A 14,968-nucleotide genomic window follows, 5' to 3' on the forward strand; every position below is an offset into this window, starting at 1 on the left:
CATATGCATCAGCGCAAAGTCGATAGCCTGCAGCGCACGCTGGCCTTGTTGGTGACTGCCAGTGTGCTTTATATCCCGGCGAATATTTACCCCATCATGATTACGGACCAATTCGGTACCTCTATCGAGAGCACCATCATTGGGGGTGTCGTGCTATTGATAAACCTGGGCTCGTGGCCGATAGCGCTGGTCATTTTTGTCGCTAGCGTGATGGTGCCGCTGTCCAAATTTTTCGCCCTGTACTATTTAGCCTGGTCAGTGCATCGTCAGCCAGCCTCAGGTAACCGCCAGCGCACCTTGCTCTACACTCTCACTGAACTGATTGGCAAATGGTCGATGGTGGACGTGTTCGTGGTGGCGATTCTGGTTGCCTTGGTGCATCTGGGTGGCTTACTGGTCATCAGGCCGGGTATCGCGGCCGTTTCTTTTGCCGGTGTAGTCATAGTGACGATGTTGGCAGCACACAGTTTTGACCCCCGTTTACTTTGGGATAAAGAGGAACAGAATAATGGATGAAGCTAAGCCGGCGCTCGCGACCGGTCCGAAAGTGTCGGCGGTGTGGGTTTTACCGCTGATTGCGCTGGCACTGGGGGCCTGGGTTGTCTTTTACACGCTTAGTACGCGTGGCCCGGTGGTGGAGGTGCGCTTTGCCAATGCAGCTGGACTGATGGCACAGAAAACCAAAGTTAAGTATCGCGACGTGGAAATTGGGGTGGTGCAAAGTATCCGTCTCGGTCATCGTCAGGGCGGGATTGTTGCCACTATTCAGCTACAGCCGGAAGCAGAGCAATTGCTGGGCGACGACGCGCGTTTCTGGGTGGTGACTGCGCGGGTGGGTGCCGGCAGTATTACCGGCCTCGAAACGCTTTTGTCGGGCGCCTATATAGAAATGTCCCCGGCTCAGGTCGCGTCCAAAAAACGTGACTATGAAGCGTTGGATAGCCCCCCTTGGACCGCGCCGGACGCCGCCGGTATTCGGCTGCAACTGAGCAGTGAGCATGCACATTCCTTGGCGCCGGGAGATGCCGTGGTTTACCGCGGTTTTAAGGTCGGTCGTGTCGAGAGCAGTAGCTTCGATCCGGTTAGCCGGCGAGTTAACTATCAAATTTTTATCGATGCGCCCTATGATGGCCTGATCGACAGTTCTATCCGATTCTGGGATATCAGCGGGATTTCACTGAAGATGGATGCGGGCGGCTTCGAGTTATCCATGGGGTCTTTGCAGACCATTTTGCTGGGAGGTATTACTTTTGGTACGCCCAGAGGGATGGCTAAAGGAACACCGGTGGAATCCGGAACGTCGTTCATTTTACACAAAAATTATGCCGAAATTATGCAAGACCCCTACCGTTACGGTATCTATTATGTGGTGCAGTTCAGCCAGTCAATCCGCGGCTTGAAGCCAGGTGCCCCGGTCGAGTACCGCGGAATTAACCTGGGCTACGTGGTCAGGATAATGCTGTCTGAAATGCTGGGAGAGAAGTCACTGGAAGGTACCGGTGGTCCGATTCCTGTGCTTATTTACCTGGAACCCGGTCGACTGGAAATCGGGGATAGTCAGGAGCTTGCAGAGAAACTGCGCGAATCGATCGCAGTCAGCGTGAACAATGGCATGCGCGCCAGTCTCGCCTCGGGCAACCTGTTAACCGGTGCGATGTATGTAGGTCTGGATTTCTTCCCTGATGACGAGACTCAATCCTTGGGCAGCTATGGAGAATACCCGACTATTCCGACGATCAGCGGTGATTTTGGCCGGATCATGCAACAAGTCACCCAGTTTCTGGAAAAATTGAACGATCTGCCGCTGGACGCGACTTTCAGTGGTCTGAATGAAGCGGTTGCTGAATTGCAGGGTAATCTTTCTGCGCTGCGTGGGATTCTGGATGACGCCGATACACAGGCACTGACAGGTCAGTTGCTGCAGGTTTTGCAGCAGCTTGAGAAGGTGGCGGGGGGGCTCACGCCAGATTCGCCAGTCTATCAATCACTGAACGCCAGCTTACGTGATCTCAACGTGACGCTGAAAAATGTCAGTGACGTAAGTCGCACGATTTCAGAAAAACCCAATGCCCTGATTATGCCGGTAGAAATACCCGCGGACCCGATACCGGAGGCCAGACCGTGAGAATCATTTTACTGCTTAGTCTGTTAATAGCCGGCTGCAGCAGCCAGCCGGTAACAGCGCCCGAAATATATCTACTGCGCTCAGCGGCAGCGCAAGCGCCACAGGCAACGGCGCTGGCGCCACCACAGGTTGGCCTGGCCGCAGTCACCGTAGCCGATTATCTGGATCAGCCTGGCTTAGTGTTGGAAACCGACAGTGGCACCTTGCACCGCGCCCGCCAACATCTGTGGGCGGAGCCGCTGCGCACAAGTCTGCTGCGCTTCATGGCTAATGAAGTCGGAACGGCGCTGCAGGCGCCGGTTGCGGTCGGCGCATTGGTGCAGCAGGAGTTGCCGCAGATTTCGATCCGAATCGATCAACTGCACGGCAGCAACGATGGTGCTGCTGTGCTGGTGGCGTACTGGGAATATGCCGCTGTCGACGGGGCGATCCAGTCCTATCGTTTTACGCGCCAGCAGGCCCTGGCTGACGATGGCTACGCGGCGCTGGTGGCGGCGGAGAAAAGCCTGTTGATTCAACTCGCCGAGGCCATTGCTGCCGCGCTCGAGGGCTAGCCCATGCTCAAGTACTGTTCTGAATGTGGTCAGACCCTGCGCATGGCAACGCACGCTGCGGGCCATGGTTACTGTGAGCGCTGCCAACAGGAGCGTTGGGACCATCCTTCGGTAATGCTCACGTGCTTTATATCCTGTGGTCAAAAGCTGCTCTGGATTCAGCGTAAGCTAGAACCGCGCAGCGGCTTCTGGGCAATTCCCGGTGGTTTTATGGAGGCCGGTGAAACAATGGCTGAGGGTGCTGCTCGGGAGCTTTGGGAAGAGGCGGGTGTTCGGCTCGATCCGGAGCAGTTGGATTTCTATATGACCGGCACGATTACCTTTATTAATCAGGTTTATGTCGCGTTTCGCGCCGCCGTCGACGAAGAAGTTTGCCTAGCGGGTGACGAAGCCCTGGCGGTTGAGTTCTTCTCTCGCGACCAGTGTCCCTGGGACGAGGTTGCCTATCCCGAGGTTAATGACTCCATTCGTGAGGCCTACGATGACCTTGAGCGCGGCGTGTTTCTGCAGTATCAGGGTGAGATGACCGAAGAAATTTACCGATTGACCCCGATACAGACACGTTAAGCTCGCACTGACGTTATCAGAAGCCGCCGTGTTGCTGCAGGTGCTCCAGTTCCTCTGCCGTAGATTGGCGCTGTAAGATCGCGTTGCGATGGGGGAAGCGGCCAAATTTGAAGATCACGTCGCGGTGGGCTACCGCATATTGTCTGAACCCAGCTACTGCTTGGTGAGCCGCCTGTGGGCATTGGGTGAGTAGCTGGTCGAACAGGGCGACCCCTTCATCCTGCACGCTCAGGCTTTCTGAGTGTTCGTAGGGAATGTAGATAAACACCCGGTGGCTCAGGGGTAGTTTCAGGTGTTGCCCGCTGCTGACCAGACGACGGCAAATTTTCAGGGCCAGCAGGTCTCCAGAAAATGATTTGGGCGTTGCTCGAAACACGTTGCGGGTAAACTGGTCGAGTAGCAACACTAGCGCCACACTGCCTGGCAGAGTGTCCCGCCAGACGGTTAGCTCGTCCTTCAGCGCAGCTTCTATCAGGTTCAGAAAATGATCCCGGATATAGTCGTCAGTAGTGCTGCTGGATTTAAACCAGAGCTGCTGCTGTGGTGCGACAGCCATCCCCATTGGGTCGAGTTGGCCGAACCAGTATTCGAGAATCTCGTTGATACTTTCGCTGTTAATCATTGTGATAAGGTTACTGTCCCTTTTTTGTAACGGTAGCATGAGTGATGAGCGCAGTAGCCATAAATTTACCCAGAATATTGCGTGTGGGCGCCGGCGCCAGCACTGAATTAGTGGCCACCATGGCGCAGTTGGGTGTCTCGAATCCGCTACTGGTGACCGACCCCTTTATGGTGCAGCAGGGTTATGCCGGAGCATTGGAACAGCAGCTTAAGGAAGCGGGCCTGCCCTGCGCGGTGTTCGCTGATTCGGTACCCGACCCCACCACAGACTCGGTGGCTGCTGCGACTCATAAATTACAGGCGGGTGGCCATGACTGTGTAGTGGCACTTGGCGGCGGCAGTTCCATTGACACCGCCAAAGCCGCAGCGGTCATGGTGCAGCGTGACGGACCCATGCGAGACTACAAAGTACCCTGCGCAATCGACACCGGGCTGCCCGTCATCGCCGTGCCAACCACCGCCGGAACCGGCTCAGAGGTGACGCGGGCGGCGGTCATTACTGATACCGAAACTCAGGAGAAGATGCTGTGTATGGGGCTGGGTCTGGTGCCAGTGGCCGCTCTGGTGGACTATGAGCTGACACTGACAATGCCCTATCGTCTTAGCGCAGACACCGGCATAGACAGCCTCTGCCACGCCATGGAAGCTTATGTGAGCCGCAAGGCCAACGCCTTTACCGACGGTATTGCTTTGACCGCTATGGCAGCCATTCATACGCATATCCGCACTGCCTGCGCGGAGCCAGACAATCGGGTCGCACGCGAGGCGATGATGCTGGCGGCGACACAGGGTGGCATGGCTTTTTCCAATGCTTCAGTGACACTGATTCATGGCATGAGCCGCCCCATTGGCGCTCATTTTCATGTTCCCCATGGGCTCAGCAATGCCATGCTGCTACCAGAAGTTACCGCTTGGTCAGTGTCTGGTGCTGAGCGGCGCTATGCCGATTGCGCGCGTATCATGGGTCTTGCCCGCACCGCGGACAATGATCAGCTGGCTACCGACAAACTGATTGCCGGACTACGCCAGCTAAATGCTGACCTGCAGGTCCCAGGCCCTGCCGAGTGGGGTGTGGCGCAGCAAAGCTGGGATCAGCTGATGCCGCTTATGGCACAGCAGGCGCTGGATTCAGGGTCTCCGTCCAATAACCCCAGGATTCCCGACGTCGAAGAAATTGCACAACTGTATCAGCGGGTATGGGACGCCGCCTGAGGCTGAAAAACGCGCGCTAAAACCTGCCGGTGGCTTACATTGTAAGCGCTGTTTGAGTAGAATCTCGGTCCCATTTCCAGAGCCGGTATGCCAGCCATGAGACGAGTCGTATTTAATCAGAAAGGTGGTGTGGGTAAAACCAGTATCACCTGTAATCTGGCTGCCATTAGCGCGGCCATGGGTCTGCGCACGCTGGTTATCGATCTGGACGTGCAGGGGAATACCACCCATTACCTGGTCGGTGAAATTGACGCCGAGGCCTACCCGGCTGAAGCTCAGGGGGTCGCGGCACTGTTTAAACAGACTGTGGGTTCGCGCCGCATGGCAGCTAACCCGGATGCTTTTGTCTGGGAAACACCCTATGAAAACCTATACCTGATGCCATCTAGCCCGATTCTGACCGCTATGGAAAAGGAACTGGAGTCTCGCTATAAGATATACAAGCTGCGCGATGCGCTGGACAAACTGGATGAGGAATACGATCGCATCTATATCGATACGCCACCAAACTTCAATTTTTACAGCAAGTCGGCGCTGATAGCGGCGCAGTCACTGGTGATTCCGTTCGACTGTGACAGTTTTGCGCGTCAGTCGCTGTATAGTTTGATGGACAATATTGTGGAGCTGCAAGAAGATCACAACCCGGATCTGGCGGTAGAGGGCATTGTCATCAATCAATTCAACAGTCAGGCACGCTTGCCGGGTGAACTGGTTGCCGAACTCCAGGAGGAGGGTCTGCCAATCTTTGACACCTACCTGTCGGCATCGGTAAAAATGCGTGAGTCCCATCGCGATCATCGTCCTCTGATTGACCTTGCTCCCAGTCACAAATTGACCGCACAGTTTCTGGCACTGCACGAAGAGCTTGAAGCTAACGTAAAACGCCTGAAGCGCTAACGCAGCCTCGGCGCCACTAGCGGCCATGCAGACTATGAGCGATGACGTGGTACTCGATGGCGTTGGGTTGGCTCTGGTGTTTGGCTATCTGGCCAGCCTGCTGCTTATAGGTTGGCTGGCAAACCGCGCGCGCGGCGCCGCCGGGGCACGAGACTTCTATCTGGCGGGTAGTTCACTCGGTCTGGTGAGTCTTTTCTTTACACTTTATGCTACCCAGTACAGCGGCAATACGCTTTTGGCAGCGCCGGGCAAAGCCTATCGTACCGGTTTTGATGGCCTGGCTATTATGCTTGCAGTGATGGGTGTGGTTCTGGTTTACGCCACGTTTGCCACTCGTTTGAACCGCTTGGCGCAACAGCACGGGTTTATCACAGTCGCTGATTTTGTGCAGTGGCGCTTTCATAATCCACGGCTGGCCCTGCTGCTGAACCTGGTGCTGATAGTCACGCTGTGTACTTTTGCGCTGGGCAACTTCAAGGCCATCGGACTATTGCTGGAGAGCGTTAGCGGCGGCATGATCGGCTTTGCCACAGCGGTGCTGGTGCTGGCGCTAATCATGGGGGTTTACGAAAGTCTGGGTGGCATGCGCGGCGTAGTTTGGACGGATGTCCTACAGGGACTCCTGCTGTTGCTGGGCTGCCTGATTATTTTTTATAGCGTACATGCCACCAGTGGTGCTCAGAGCGTAACCCATTGGCCGGGTGCCATGGCGGAGTTACAGCGCTATGCCCGGAATGACCTGCAGCCGATTCACTTTCTGAGTCTGGTGGTGTTGATAGCGGTGGGTGCTGCGGTTTACCCGCAGGCCCTACAACGCATTTATGCTGCGCGTGATGCGAGTGTTTTGAAGCGCTCATACCGATTGATGTTTTTTATGCCACTGCTGACCACCTTGCCGATGATCCTGGTAGGGATGAGCGTGGCAGAGTGGCTGCCGGCACTACCGGAGCAGGATTCTGAGCGAGTTATTATTCTCGCCATCCAGAAGGTAATCGGCAGCTGGCCCGCTATGAGCTGGCTATTGATTCTGTGTTTGGCGGCGGCTTTGGCGGCTATTATGTCGACCATTGACTCGGCGCTATTAACCTTGGGATCCATCCTCACTCAAGATGTGCTGCAGCGTGATGAAGACGGCGTGCACTCGCTGCGTCGTTCGCGGCTAACCTCCTGGTGCCTGACTCTGTTGCTGGCGCTACTGGCAATAGTGCTACCACAGACTATCTGGGCGCTGATGGTGTTCAAGTTCGAGCTGTTGATACAGGTGGCTCCGGCCATTATTCTCGGCGTGCGCTGGCGCCAGCTGCGCGGTAGTGCGGTGTTGGCAGGGCTGGTGATTGGGCTGTGTTGCGCGGTGGGATTTAAACTGTGGGGTACTGAACCCTGGGGTATTCATAGCGGTGTCTGGGGCCTGCTGGCGAATTTGCTGGTACTGGTACTATGGCAGCGGTGGTCGCGTGATTGAGCGTTGGACATTACTGTTGTTGCTTGGGCTGTGCCAGATACCGGTAGCGATAGCCTGTAGCAGCGAGGATGTATTTGATCTGGTGAGCCAACGATTGGCCTACATGCCCGCCGTTGCGAACGCTAAATACGCGTTGGGTATGCCTGTAGAAGATCTGACACGTGAGGCGGTGGTGTTGGAGCAAAGTCGCGACAAGGCTGCGGCGGCGGGCCTGCCGGAAACGGCGGTGGTGGATCTGATGATGGCGCAGATGAAAGTCGCCAAGGCGATACAGCGACGTGAGCCGGAGCGACTAGAGGATACTATCGATGGTCGGGAGCTGTTGGCAGATATTCGTCCGCAGCTGTCGGCACTGGGCCGGTTACAGCTGCAGACACTGGCGTGCCTGCGACATCAGGGGGTGTTGCTGTTGCCAGCGGAGTTTGCGTTATTTAATACTTATCTTGAGCCCCGGCAACTGCCGCGCGATGAAGCGCAGCTGCTGTTTATGAGTCTGCAGGTGCTATTGGCCGCGCCCTGACGCAGCGCTACGTTTCTGGCATCAGATTGTTGAGTCGCTCCACGGCATCCACATACTCGCTGAGCAGATTAAACATCACAGTACGGACGTTTTCCTGCTCGCCAATCTGGCCGATCACTTGCCCGCAAGGGTTGAAGGCAACTTTCTGGCATTCGCCGACATTGGCATAGGTAGCGGTGCGACGCATGCCATCGGAGGTGACCATACCTTGTAGCGGCATACCCAAAGGATCGGGTGTGTCAGGACGCTCCCAGGCTTCGGTCCATTCATTCTTCAGCATGCGGCAGGTTTTACCGGTCCAGGACCGCGAGCGTATGGTGTCTTCGCTGGTCGCGTTTAGCAGCGAATCACGTTGCGCTTCTTCAATATGTGCTTCTTCTACCGTTAGCCACAGTGAGCCGGTCCAGACACCCGCGGCGCCCATGGCCAGAGCCGAAGCAATTTGGCGGCCATTACCAATACCGCCAGCTGCCAGCATCGGAGTATCTCCCAGCGCATCTACTATCTGCGGCCACAGTACTACCGAGCCGATCTCGCCGGTATGGCCGCCACCTTCACCGCCCTGAGCGACGACGAAATCTAAGCCGGCCGCTTTGTGTGCCAGCGCCTGCTTAACCTTGCCACACAGCGCACCTATCAGGCGGCCGCTGTCTTGCACCATCTTGATCTTGTCCGCGGGGGGTGTGCCTAGGGCGTTGGCGATCATCCGGCATCCGGGCCGTGTCAGTGCTTCTTCCAGTAACGGGGTTGCGGTGGCATCGGTCCAGCCCATCAGTCCCATGCTATTGGTGCCATCAGGCCATTCCGGAACGCCGGCGTCGGATAGCAGTTTCTGGGCGAAGTCCATATGCCCCTGCGGCACCATTTTCCAGAGCTGTTCCTCCATCTCTTCAGCCGTCATATCACCCATGCCTTCATACTTCTCTGGGATGACAATATCCACGCCGTAGGGCTTGTCCCCAATATGCGCGTCGATCCAGTCGAGTTCTTCCTTCAGCTGCTCTGGGCTGAAACCCACAGCTCCGAGTACGCCGATGCCGCCGGCCTTACTGACCGCTACGACTACATCGCGGCAGTGAGTGAAGGCGAAAATCGGGTAGTCGATACCGAGTTGCTCACACAATTGGTTTTTCATCATTAGTTACCAGACTGGCTATTGAGGACTGCTTAGTATTCGCGAGCGGCGTACTCTCGGCAATTGTCGGTCAATGCCATTTATGACTGGCGAAATTGATCAACACAGAGGGTCATAAGGTTATGATTGTTGGTTATTTGTCTTCCCCCGCCGGATTCTATAACCTTGCTGACCTTGAGGATTTGGCAAATTAGCACCGACCTATGACGATTGATCTCGACAGTGTGAACTTGCAACTGCGCGATGCTAGCGCGGACACCATTGTGCGCTGGGCTCTGGAGCAGGATTTGCCGACCATGGCTACCACCAGTTTTGGTCGCAATGCCGCGGTAATGTTACATCTGGTTAGCCGTGTCGATACGCGTGTGCCCACAGTATGGGTAGACACTGGGTATAACCTGCGCGATACCTATATTGTTGCCGAGCGTTTGATCAACGATCTGCAGCTTAATATGCATATCTATGGCCCGGAGATGACCTCAGAGCGACGTAACGCCATCATGGGTGGTGTGCCCACCATCGAAGATGAAGAGTTGCACCAGGAGTTCACCCGCCAGGTTAAACTGGAACCGTTTGCGAAGGCGATTGCAGACCTACAGCCGGAGCTCTGGTTGACTGGTATTCGCCGCGAGGAAACCGAGCACCGGCAAGGCCTGGATATCGTTTCACGTGATGCCCGCGGTATTGTGAAAGTCGCGCCTATTTTTAATTGGACCGAGCAGGACCTTGACGATTACATGGAGCAACATCAGCTGCCCACCTGCCGGCATTACTTTGACCCCACCAAGGTGCACGATGGCCGTGAATGTGGATTGCATACTGCTGCTTGAGAGGATCGGCGTTTAGTCTCCTTCCAGCCATAAAAAGCCGGCCGCGTCATAGACGGGGCCGGCAAAAGCCCTGCGGCTCATGAAACTGTTTAGGGTGCTAGCGCAGCAACGCCCACCGCCAATACCACCGCAAAGCCAACGAAACAGAGCACAAAGTTGCGCAGGTTCTTCATGGTCTCGATATCGTGTTGAGTATCAGCTTCCAAGATATGTTGTGTCATCGTTTTGTCTCCTGCTGGCTTGGTGATCTGTGGGTTTGAAAAAGCAATGACTAGAGACTAGTTGACCCGGAGAAATGACACCTTGATTTATATCAAGCGTAGCACCGGTAGCGGCTTAATTGATGCGTATGGCGAAAGCCTGTTACAACGATTAGAATCAGAGCGATAGCCGTGCGATACCCGGCTATGTGGAGACGGTTCATGGCTATTCAGTACGGGAGGTTTCGGACCCGGCTACTGCTCAGTACCCTGGTGCTGCTTGCCGGCTGTGCGGCCACCTTCACGCCAGTGCCTGCGGTCAACTCACTGGATGCGCTGCAAGTCTCCGCTGACCGTAAAGTAACCCCTGAGCAGGCGCTCGCAAACATTGAGCTGCCGGCATTGATTGAACTTAACGACGACATGCGTGATTGGGTCGATCGTTATGTACGCAGTGCTCGTAACCCGCGCACCAGGCTGGAACTACTGCATTCCAGTTTGCGTAGTGGGGCTTTGCATGGGCTTGACTACGATGTGGACGCAGACGGCAGCGCTCAGCAGGCCTTCGTGAACGGTAAAGCGAACTGCCTGGCTTATGCCAATCTGCTGGTCGGCATGGCGAGATATGCAGGCTTGGATGCGGATTATCAACTGTTGACCCTGCGCCCGGATTTTTCTCGCTTTGGTACCCGGGTAGCGGTGCAACAGCATGTTAATGTACTGGTCACGCTCCGTGACAGTTCGCGCTACAGTGTCGACTTGGATCCGCCCCCGCGCGATGCTGTTTCAGCCAGTCGTGCCTTGAAAGATCGCGAAGCGTTTGCGTTATATCACAACAATCTGGCGATGAATTACCTGCGTAGTGATGACCTGGAGCCTGCCTATGGGCATGCTTTACAGGCGTTGTCGCTGAGTCCGCAGTCGGAGTTTCTGTGGATAAACCTGGGCGTAGTCTACAGTCGGTCTGGACAAATCTCTGCTTCAGCGCAGAGCTATCATCAGGCGCTGGCGCTAAACCCCGACGCGGGCTCGGCGATGAATAACCTGTTGGTGCTGCACAGTCGCGCCGGAGATACACGGCAAGCAGATTATTGGGAGCAGGCCGTTGCTGACCACCAGCAACGCAACCCCTATTATTACGTGTCGCTCGGCGAAGCCGCAGCGCTCAACGGTGAGCTTGATGAAGCCTTGGTGCACTATCAGGAGGCGATTGCGCGTAAGGACTCAGACCCTGAGTTCTATTTCAGTATTGCCCGTCTCTACCTGGAGTTGCAGCAGCCCCAGCTCAGCATTGAGTATGCAGAAAAAGCCATTGAGCACGCGGTATTGATGCAGCAGCGACGCGAATATGAAGCCTTTCTGTCACAACTGACAGACGCTACATTGGCGGCTCTCTAGTTAGTTAATTGCTGAGCGTCGCGCGGATGTAAGCGCGCTGGTTATATTTGCCAGACAGGCGTGACAAAAAATTAGTCATCTTCATCTGCCAGCCATACTTTTGCTGCAGCGCACTGAGTGCATTGTCTATATCCGCAGAAGAGGTCAGTACCTCGGCCCGAGTTTCCAGCCAAGGACCGGTGACTTTGCCAGATACCGTGCAGGCTGCTACTTCGGATTTATCTGAATTGCGCAAACGTTTGACCTTGCCGGCCTCCGCTGCAGAAAAAATGTAGAGTGCGTCGCCTTCCTGTGCAAACCACACAGGAGTGGCAACTTTCGCCCCAGATTTTCTAAAGGTGGCAAAACTCAGGTAAGCCGCCCGTTGGAGAGTATCCCTGCCCATAGTTCACCCCATTTAACCAGAGCCGCTATTGTAAACTGCTTGGTATTCAAACTGTCGGGTATTTCTGAAAGAATGGTGGATTAATTTTCAGGTAGGAGTCAGGCATGGCGGTTCAATTGGGTGAGGAAACCACCACCGATGATGTCATCAGTGGTGTCGATCTCAGCGGTAAGACGGCTGTGGTCACCGGCGGTTCGGCCGGGCTTGGGGTTGAAACAGCACGGGTTCTGGCTGGAGCTGGAGCGCGGGTCATTATGGCGGCCCGGGACCAGGCTAAACTGCAGGTAGCGGTAGACCAAATTATGGCGGCTGATGCCAATGCCAAGCTGGAAACGCTGATCGTGGACCTGGCTGACTTGTCCAGTGTGCGCGCGGCCGCGGCTGAATTGCTGGAGCGCTGCCCGCGCATTGACCTGTTGATCAACAATGCCGGTGTCATGGCCTGTCCGCTGGCGCATACCAGCGATGGCTTTGAACTGCAGTTTGGTACTAACCACCTCGGGCACTTTGTGTTCACTTGTTCGCTGGTACCGAGTCTGCTGGCGGCAGCGCCAGCCAGAGTGGTCAATCTCAGTTCGGCGGGCCACAAGATGGGCTCAGTGAATCTTGATGATCCTAATTTTGAACAGCGAGAGTATGAAAAGTGGCTGGCGTATGGGCAGTCCAAGACCGCCAACGTGCAGTTTTCCGTGGCGCTGAATGCGCGTCTCAGCGGGCGCGGCGTGACGGTTAATGCGGTGCATCCGGGCATGATCATGACTGAATTGGGGCGTCACTTGCAGCCCGCAGATATCGAGGCACTGCAGGCGCGTTCGGCAGGTCTGGACACTAGCTTCAAGAGTATTCCAGCAGGAGCTGCCACCAGCGTCTGGGCCGCAACCAGTGCAGAGCTGGAAGGTCGTGGCGGACTTTACCTTGAGGACTGTCATGTCGCAGAGCCGGTGAACGATAGTAACCCCGCCGGTGGTTACACTGACTACGCGCTGGATGCCGAGGCTGCCGAAGGACTCTGGCAGCTGTCCGAGCGATTGGTCAAGCAGACATTTGAGATATAGGTTTTAGGAGTATGAAGATGCAAATTTCCAGAGTTTTGTTACTGGCGAGTCTGTGCTTGTTAAGCGCATTCACGCAGGCGGCCGCTAAAGAGGTCATTGATGCCAAGGCCGAGGAGGCGCTGATGGTATTTGAGAAAGAAAGCCCCTCTGGCGCGAAGCTGGTGCGGGAGGCCGCTGGTGTGCTTATTTTTCCCAATATGATCAAGATGAGTTTTGGTCCAGGTGGTGAGTACGGAGAAGGGGTTCTGTTTATCGACGGGGAGCCTGTGCGTTATTACTCTACCGCGCGGGAGACAATGATCTTTGCCGAGGGCGCCACATTTAAGGCCCAAATGCTGCTGTTCATGACTCGGGAGAGCTTGTCCAGCTTTTTGGCGAGCAAAGGTTACAAGCCGGGCGCTAACGGCAGAGTGGCGATGGCTAGCCTCGACGGCAGCGGCAAGGTGAAACCTGATGTGAAGCAGGCTCCTTTGATCGGCTTTTCTTTTTCAGACCTTGGCATGATGGCTGATGAAACGCTGCACGGCTATAAATTCGTCGGTATAAGTCGTCGTTAGCGCGGTGATGGGGGTTGATCGGGTGGATGTTGCGGATGTTCTGAAGGGCCTTGTGCCTATCGGTGATGAGGTGACCGTGAAGGGTTGGATACGCAGTAAGCGGGATTCCAAAGCCGGTATCTCGTTCCTGGCCATCAATGACGGCAGTAGCCTGGATTCGGTGCAGGCGGTAGTGCCGCAGGAGCTGGAGAACTACGCCGACGAGGTGTTAGCCATTACCACTGGCTGTGCCGTTGTTGTGTCTGGTCTGGTGGTGGCGTCGGAAGGTAAGGGCCAAAATATTGAGATACACGCGGCTAGCGTGTCCGTGTTGGGTTGGGTCGATAATCCTGAAGCCTATCCCATCGCTAAAAAGCGACACAGCTTCGAGTTTTTGCGTGGGGTAGCCCATTTGCGACCGCGCACCAATAGTTTTGGGGCCATTACGCGGGTGCGCAGTACGCTGGCTAACGCGGTACACAACTACTTCCATGGAGAGGGCTTCCAGTGGATTAACACCCCCATTATCACAGCCAGCGATTGCGAGGGGGCAGGTGAGCTGTTTCGCGTCAGCACCCTGGACTTGCAAAATATCCCCACAGCAGCCGATGGCAGTGTGGATTTTGGTAATGATTTTTTTGGGGCGGAAGCATTTCTCACCGTCTCAGGCCAGCTGAACGTCGAAGCTTACTGCCTGGCGATGAGCAAAGTGTATACCTTTGGGCCTACCTTTCGCGCTGAAAATTCCAACACCAGTCGCCATTTGGCAGAGTTTTGGATGGTCGAGCCGGAGATCGCTTTTGCTGATCTGGCTGCAGATGCGGATCTGGCCGAGGATCTGTTGAAGTATGTGTTTACCCGCGTGCTGGAAGAGCGCGAGGATGACATGGCGTTTTTCCAGCAGCGCATCGATGACCAGGTCATCGATCGCTTACGCACTGTTATAGATTCAAGTTTTGAGCGCATTGAGTACACCGAGGCCATACGCATTTTGCAAGATTGTGATCACAAGTTTGAGTTTCCGGTGCAGTGGGGCGCGGATTTGCAGTCTGAGCATGAGCGCTATTTGGCGGAGACACATATAGGCAGACCCACGGTGGTGATGAATTATCCCAAGGACATCAAGGCCTTCTACATGCGGCTGAATGATGACGGGAAAACGGTAGCGGCGATGGATGTCCTGGCACCCGGTATCGGCGAAATTATCGGCGGCAGCCAACGCGAGGAGCGTCTGGATGTGCTTGATGCGAGAATGGCTGAGCAAGGGTTGAGCGGTGAATTGGGGTGGTATCGTGATTTGCGCCGGTATGGAACTGTGCCACACGCTGGCTTTGGTCTTGGCTTTGAGAGATTGCTGAACTATGTGACCGGAATGGAAAACATTCGCGATGCTATTCCGTTCCCCAGAACACCGGGTTCGGCGCAGTTTTAGTAAAGAATGAGTACTGTGCTGGTGTTTACGTGACGCGAT

17 protein-coding genes are annotated in these 14,968 nt (G+C 55.4%); 13 read left to right on the forward strand and 4 right to left on the reverse strand.

Features of this window, described 5'->3' with window-relative positions:
- The first annotated feature begins 3 nt into the window (after positions 1 to 3).
- Genes EYC98_RS17550 through EYC98_RS17565 form a run of 4 tightly spaced genes read left to right on the forward strand, consistent with a single transcriptional unit; the run spans position 4 to position 3,246 of the window.
- Positions 4 to 516: a paraquat-inducible protein A gene (locus EYC98_RS17550; RefSeq protein WP_279246695.1), complete on the forward strand. Its 513-nt coding sequence runs from the start codon at positions 4 to 6 to the stop codon at positions 514 to 516.
- Positions 509 to 2,125, forward strand: coding sequence for an intermembrane transport protein PqiB (gene pqiB, locus EYC98_RS17555; protein WP_279246696.1), 1,617 nt, complete (start codon positions 509 to 511; stop codon positions 2,123 to 2,125). Before EYC98_RS17550 ends, pqiB begins: the two co-directional genes overlap by 8 nt.
- A complete protein-coding gene (locus tag EYC98_RS17560) occupies positions 2,122 to 2,679 on the forward strand; it encodes a PqiC family protein (protein WP_279246697.1) in 558 nt (185 codons plus the stop codon). The genes pqiB and EYC98_RS17560 overlap by 4 nt, the downstream gene beginning before the upstream one ends.
- A 3-nt stretch (positions 2,680 to 2,682) precedes the next feature.
- Entirely contained in the window at positions 2,683 to 3,246 is a 564-nt protein-coding gene (locus EYC98_RS17565) for an NUDIX domain-containing protein (protein ID WP_279246698.1), read from the forward strand.
- Positions 3,247 to 3,262: 16 nt separating this feature from the next.
- On the opposite strand, the gene EYC98_RS17570 is transcribed toward EYC98_RS17565, so the two are convergent.
- Positions 3,263 to 3,868 carry a DUF924 family protein gene (locus tag EYC98_RS17570; protein ID WP_279246699.1) on the reverse strand — a complete coding sequence of 202 codons (606 nt, stop codon included), beginning with the start codon at positions 3,866 to 3,868 and terminating at the stop codon, positions 3,263 to 3,265.
- 44 nt (positions 3,869 to 3,912) lie between these two features.
- Here EYC98_RS17570 and EYC98_RS17575 point away from each other — a divergent pair, with 44 nt between their 5' ends.
- From EYC98_RS17575 to EYC98_RS17590, 4 genes are all read left to right on the forward strand, one after another.
- Entirely contained in the window at positions 3,913 to 5,079 is a 1,167-nt protein-coding gene (locus EYC98_RS17575; protein WP_279246700.1) for an iron-containing alcohol dehydrogenase, read from the forward strand.
- A 96-nt stretch (positions 5,080 to 5,175) separates the two neighbouring features.
- A complete protein-coding gene (locus EYC98_RS17580) occupies positions 5,176 to 5,976 on the forward strand; it encodes a ParA family protein (protein WP_279246701.1) in 801 nt (266 codons plus the stop codon).
- 25 nt (positions 5,977 to 6,001) lie between these two features.
- On the forward strand, positions 6,002 to 7,438 hold the full coding sequence (locus tag EYC98_RS17585) for a sodium:solute symporter family protein (protein WP_279246702.1): 1,437 nt from the start codon (positions 6,002 to 6,004) through the stop codon (positions 7,436 to 7,438).
- Positions 7,431 to 7,958: a chorismate mutase gene (locus EYC98_RS17590; protein ID WP_279246703.1), complete on the forward strand. Its 528-nt coding sequence runs from the start codon at positions 7,431 to 7,433 to the stop codon at positions 7,956 to 7,958. Before EYC98_RS17585 ends, EYC98_RS17590 begins: the two co-directional genes overlap by 8 nt.
- Positions 7,959 to 7,965: 7 nt before the next feature.
- On the opposite strand, the gene EYC98_RS17595 is transcribed toward EYC98_RS17590, so the two are convergent.
- A complete protein-coding gene (locus EYC98_RS17595) occupies positions 7,966 to 9,096 on the reverse strand; it encodes a nitronate monooxygenase (protein ID WP_279246704.1) in 1,131 nt (376 codons plus the stop codon).
- Between the two features lie 200 nt (positions 9,097 to 9,296).
- Here EYC98_RS17595 and EYC98_RS17600 point away from each other — a divergent pair, with 200 nt between their 5' ends.
- Complete coding sequence (locus EYC98_RS17600) at positions 9,297 to 9,923, forward strand: phosphoadenosine phosphosulfate reductase domain-containing protein (RefSeq protein ID WP_279246705.1); 627 nt, start codon at positions 9,297 to 9,299, stop codon at positions 9,921 to 9,923.
- Positions 9,924 to 10,012: 89 nt separating this feature from the next.
- Here EYC98_RS17600 and EYC98_RS17605 read toward each other — a convergent pair whose 3' ends face one another.
- On the reverse strand, positions 10,013 to 10,144 hold the full coding sequence (locus tag EYC98_RS17605; RefSeq protein WP_279246706.1) for a hypothetical protein: 132 nt from the start codon (positions 10,142 to 10,144) through the stop codon (positions 10,013 to 10,015).
- A 201-nt stretch (positions 10,145 to 10,345) separates the two neighbouring features.
- On the opposite strand from EYC98_RS17605, the gene EYC98_RS17610 reads away from it, so the two are divergent.
- A complete protein-coding gene (locus tag EYC98_RS17610; protein ID WP_279246707.1) occupies positions 10,346 to 11,521 on the forward strand; it encodes a tetratricopeptide repeat protein in 1,176 nt (391 codons plus the stop codon).
- 4 nt (positions 11,522 to 11,525) lie between these two features.
- Here EYC98_RS17610 and EYC98_RS17615 read toward each other — a convergent pair whose 3' ends face one another.
- The gene (locus EYC98_RS17615) at positions 11,526 to 11,906 is read right to left on the reverse strand and encodes a PPOX class F420-dependent oxidoreductase (RefSeq protein ID WP_279246708.1); all 381 of its coding nucleotides are present in this window, start codon (positions 11,904 to 11,906) and stop codon (positions 11,526 to 11,528) included.
- Between the two features lie 104 nt (positions 11,907 to 12,010).
- Between EYC98_RS17615 and EYC98_RS17620 the strand changes: the two genes are divergently transcribed.
- From EYC98_RS17620 to asnS, 3 genes are read left to right on the forward strand one after another with little or no spacing between them, the layout of a single operon-like run.
- Positions 12,011 to 12,961, forward strand: a complete 951-nt coding sequence (locus EYC98_RS17620; protein WP_279246709.1) for an SDR family NAD(P)-dependent oxidoreductase — start codon at positions 12,011 to 12,013, stop codon at positions 12,959 to 12,961.
- A gap of 17 nt (positions 12,962 to 12,978) precedes the next feature.
- Entirely contained in the window at positions 12,979 to 13,518 is a 540-nt protein-coding gene (locus EYC98_RS17625; protein ID WP_279246710.1) for a lipid-binding SYLF domain-containing protein, read from the forward strand.
- Positions 13,519 to 13,525: 7 nt separating this feature from the next.
- The gene (asnS, locus tag EYC98_RS17630) at positions 13,526 to 14,929 is read left to right on the forward strand and encodes an asparagine--tRNA ligase (RefSeq protein ID WP_279246711.1); all 1,404 of its coding nucleotides are present in this window, start codon (positions 13,526 to 13,528) and stop codon (positions 14,927 to 14,929) included.
- The last annotated feature ends 39 nt before the right edge of the window (positions 14,930 to 14,968 follow it).

It is taken from the genome of Candidatus Litorirhabdus singularis, assembly GCF_026262625.1.
GTDB classification, from domain to species: domain Bacteria; phylum Pseudomonadota; class Gammaproteobacteria; order Pseudomonadales; family Halieaceae; genus Litorirhabdus; species Litorirhabdus singularis.

Bases quoted from the DNA above. Each gene is read 5' to 3' on its own strand.
- EYC98_RS17610 (WP_279246707.1), top strand. From the start codon at position 10,346: ATGGCTATTCAGTACGGGAGGTTTCGGACCCGGCTACTGCTCAGTACC.
- EYC98_RS17565 (WP_279246698.1), top strand. From the start codon at position 2,683: ATGCTCAAGTACTGTTCTGAATGTGGTCAGACCCTGCGCATGGCAACG.
- EYC98_RS17575 (WP_279246700.1), top strand. From the start codon at position 3,913: ATGAGCGCAGTAGCCATAAATTTACCCAGAATATTGCGTGTGGGCGCC.
- EYC98_RS17600 (WP_279246705.1), top strand. From the start codon at position 9,297: ATGACGATTGATCTCGACAGTGTGAACTTGCAACTGCGCGATGCTAGC.
- EYC98_RS17585 (WP_279246702.1), top strand. From the start codon at position 6,002: ATGCAGACTATGAGCGATGACGTGGTACTCGATGGCGTTGGGTTGGCT.
- EYC98_RS17620 (WP_279246709.1), top strand. From the start codon at position 12,011: ATGGCGGTTCAATTGGGTGAGGAAACCACCACCGATGATGTCATCAGT.
- EYC98_RS17570 (WP_279246699.1), bottom strand. From the start codon at position 3,868: ATGATTAACAGCGAAAGTATCAACGAGATTCTCGAATACTGGTTCGGC.
- EYC98_RS17550 (WP_279246695.1), top strand. From the start codon at position 4: ATGCATCAGCGCAAAGTCGATAGCCTGCAGCGCACGCTGGCCTTGTTG.
- EYC98_RS17615 (WP_279246708.1), bottom strand. From the start codon at position 11,906: ATGGGCAGGGATACTCTCCAACGGGCGGCTTACCTGAGTTTTGCCACC.
- asnS (WP_279246711.1), top strand. From the start codon at position 13,526: ATGGGGGTTGATCGGGTGGATGTTGCGGATGTTCTGAAGGGCCTTGTG.
- EYC98_RS17580 (WP_279246701.1), top strand. From the start codon at position 5,176: ATGAGACGAGTCGTATTTAATCAGAAAGGTGGTGTGGGTAAAACCAGT.
- EYC98_RS17605 (WP_279246706.1), bottom strand. From the start codon at position 10,144: ATGACACAACATATCTTGGAAGCTGATACTCAACACGATATCGAGACC.
- pqiB (WP_279246696.1), top strand. From the start codon at position 509: ATGGATGAAGCTAAGCCGGCGCTCGCGACCGGTCCGAAAGTGTCGGCG.
- EYC98_RS17625 (WP_279246710.1), top strand. From the start codon at position 12,979: ATGCAAATTTCCAGAGTTTTGTTACTGGCGAGTCTGTGCTTGTTAAGC.
- EYC98_RS17595 (WP_279246704.1), bottom strand. From the start codon at position 9,096: ATGATGAAAAACCAATTGTGTGAGCAACTCGGTATCGACTACCCGATT.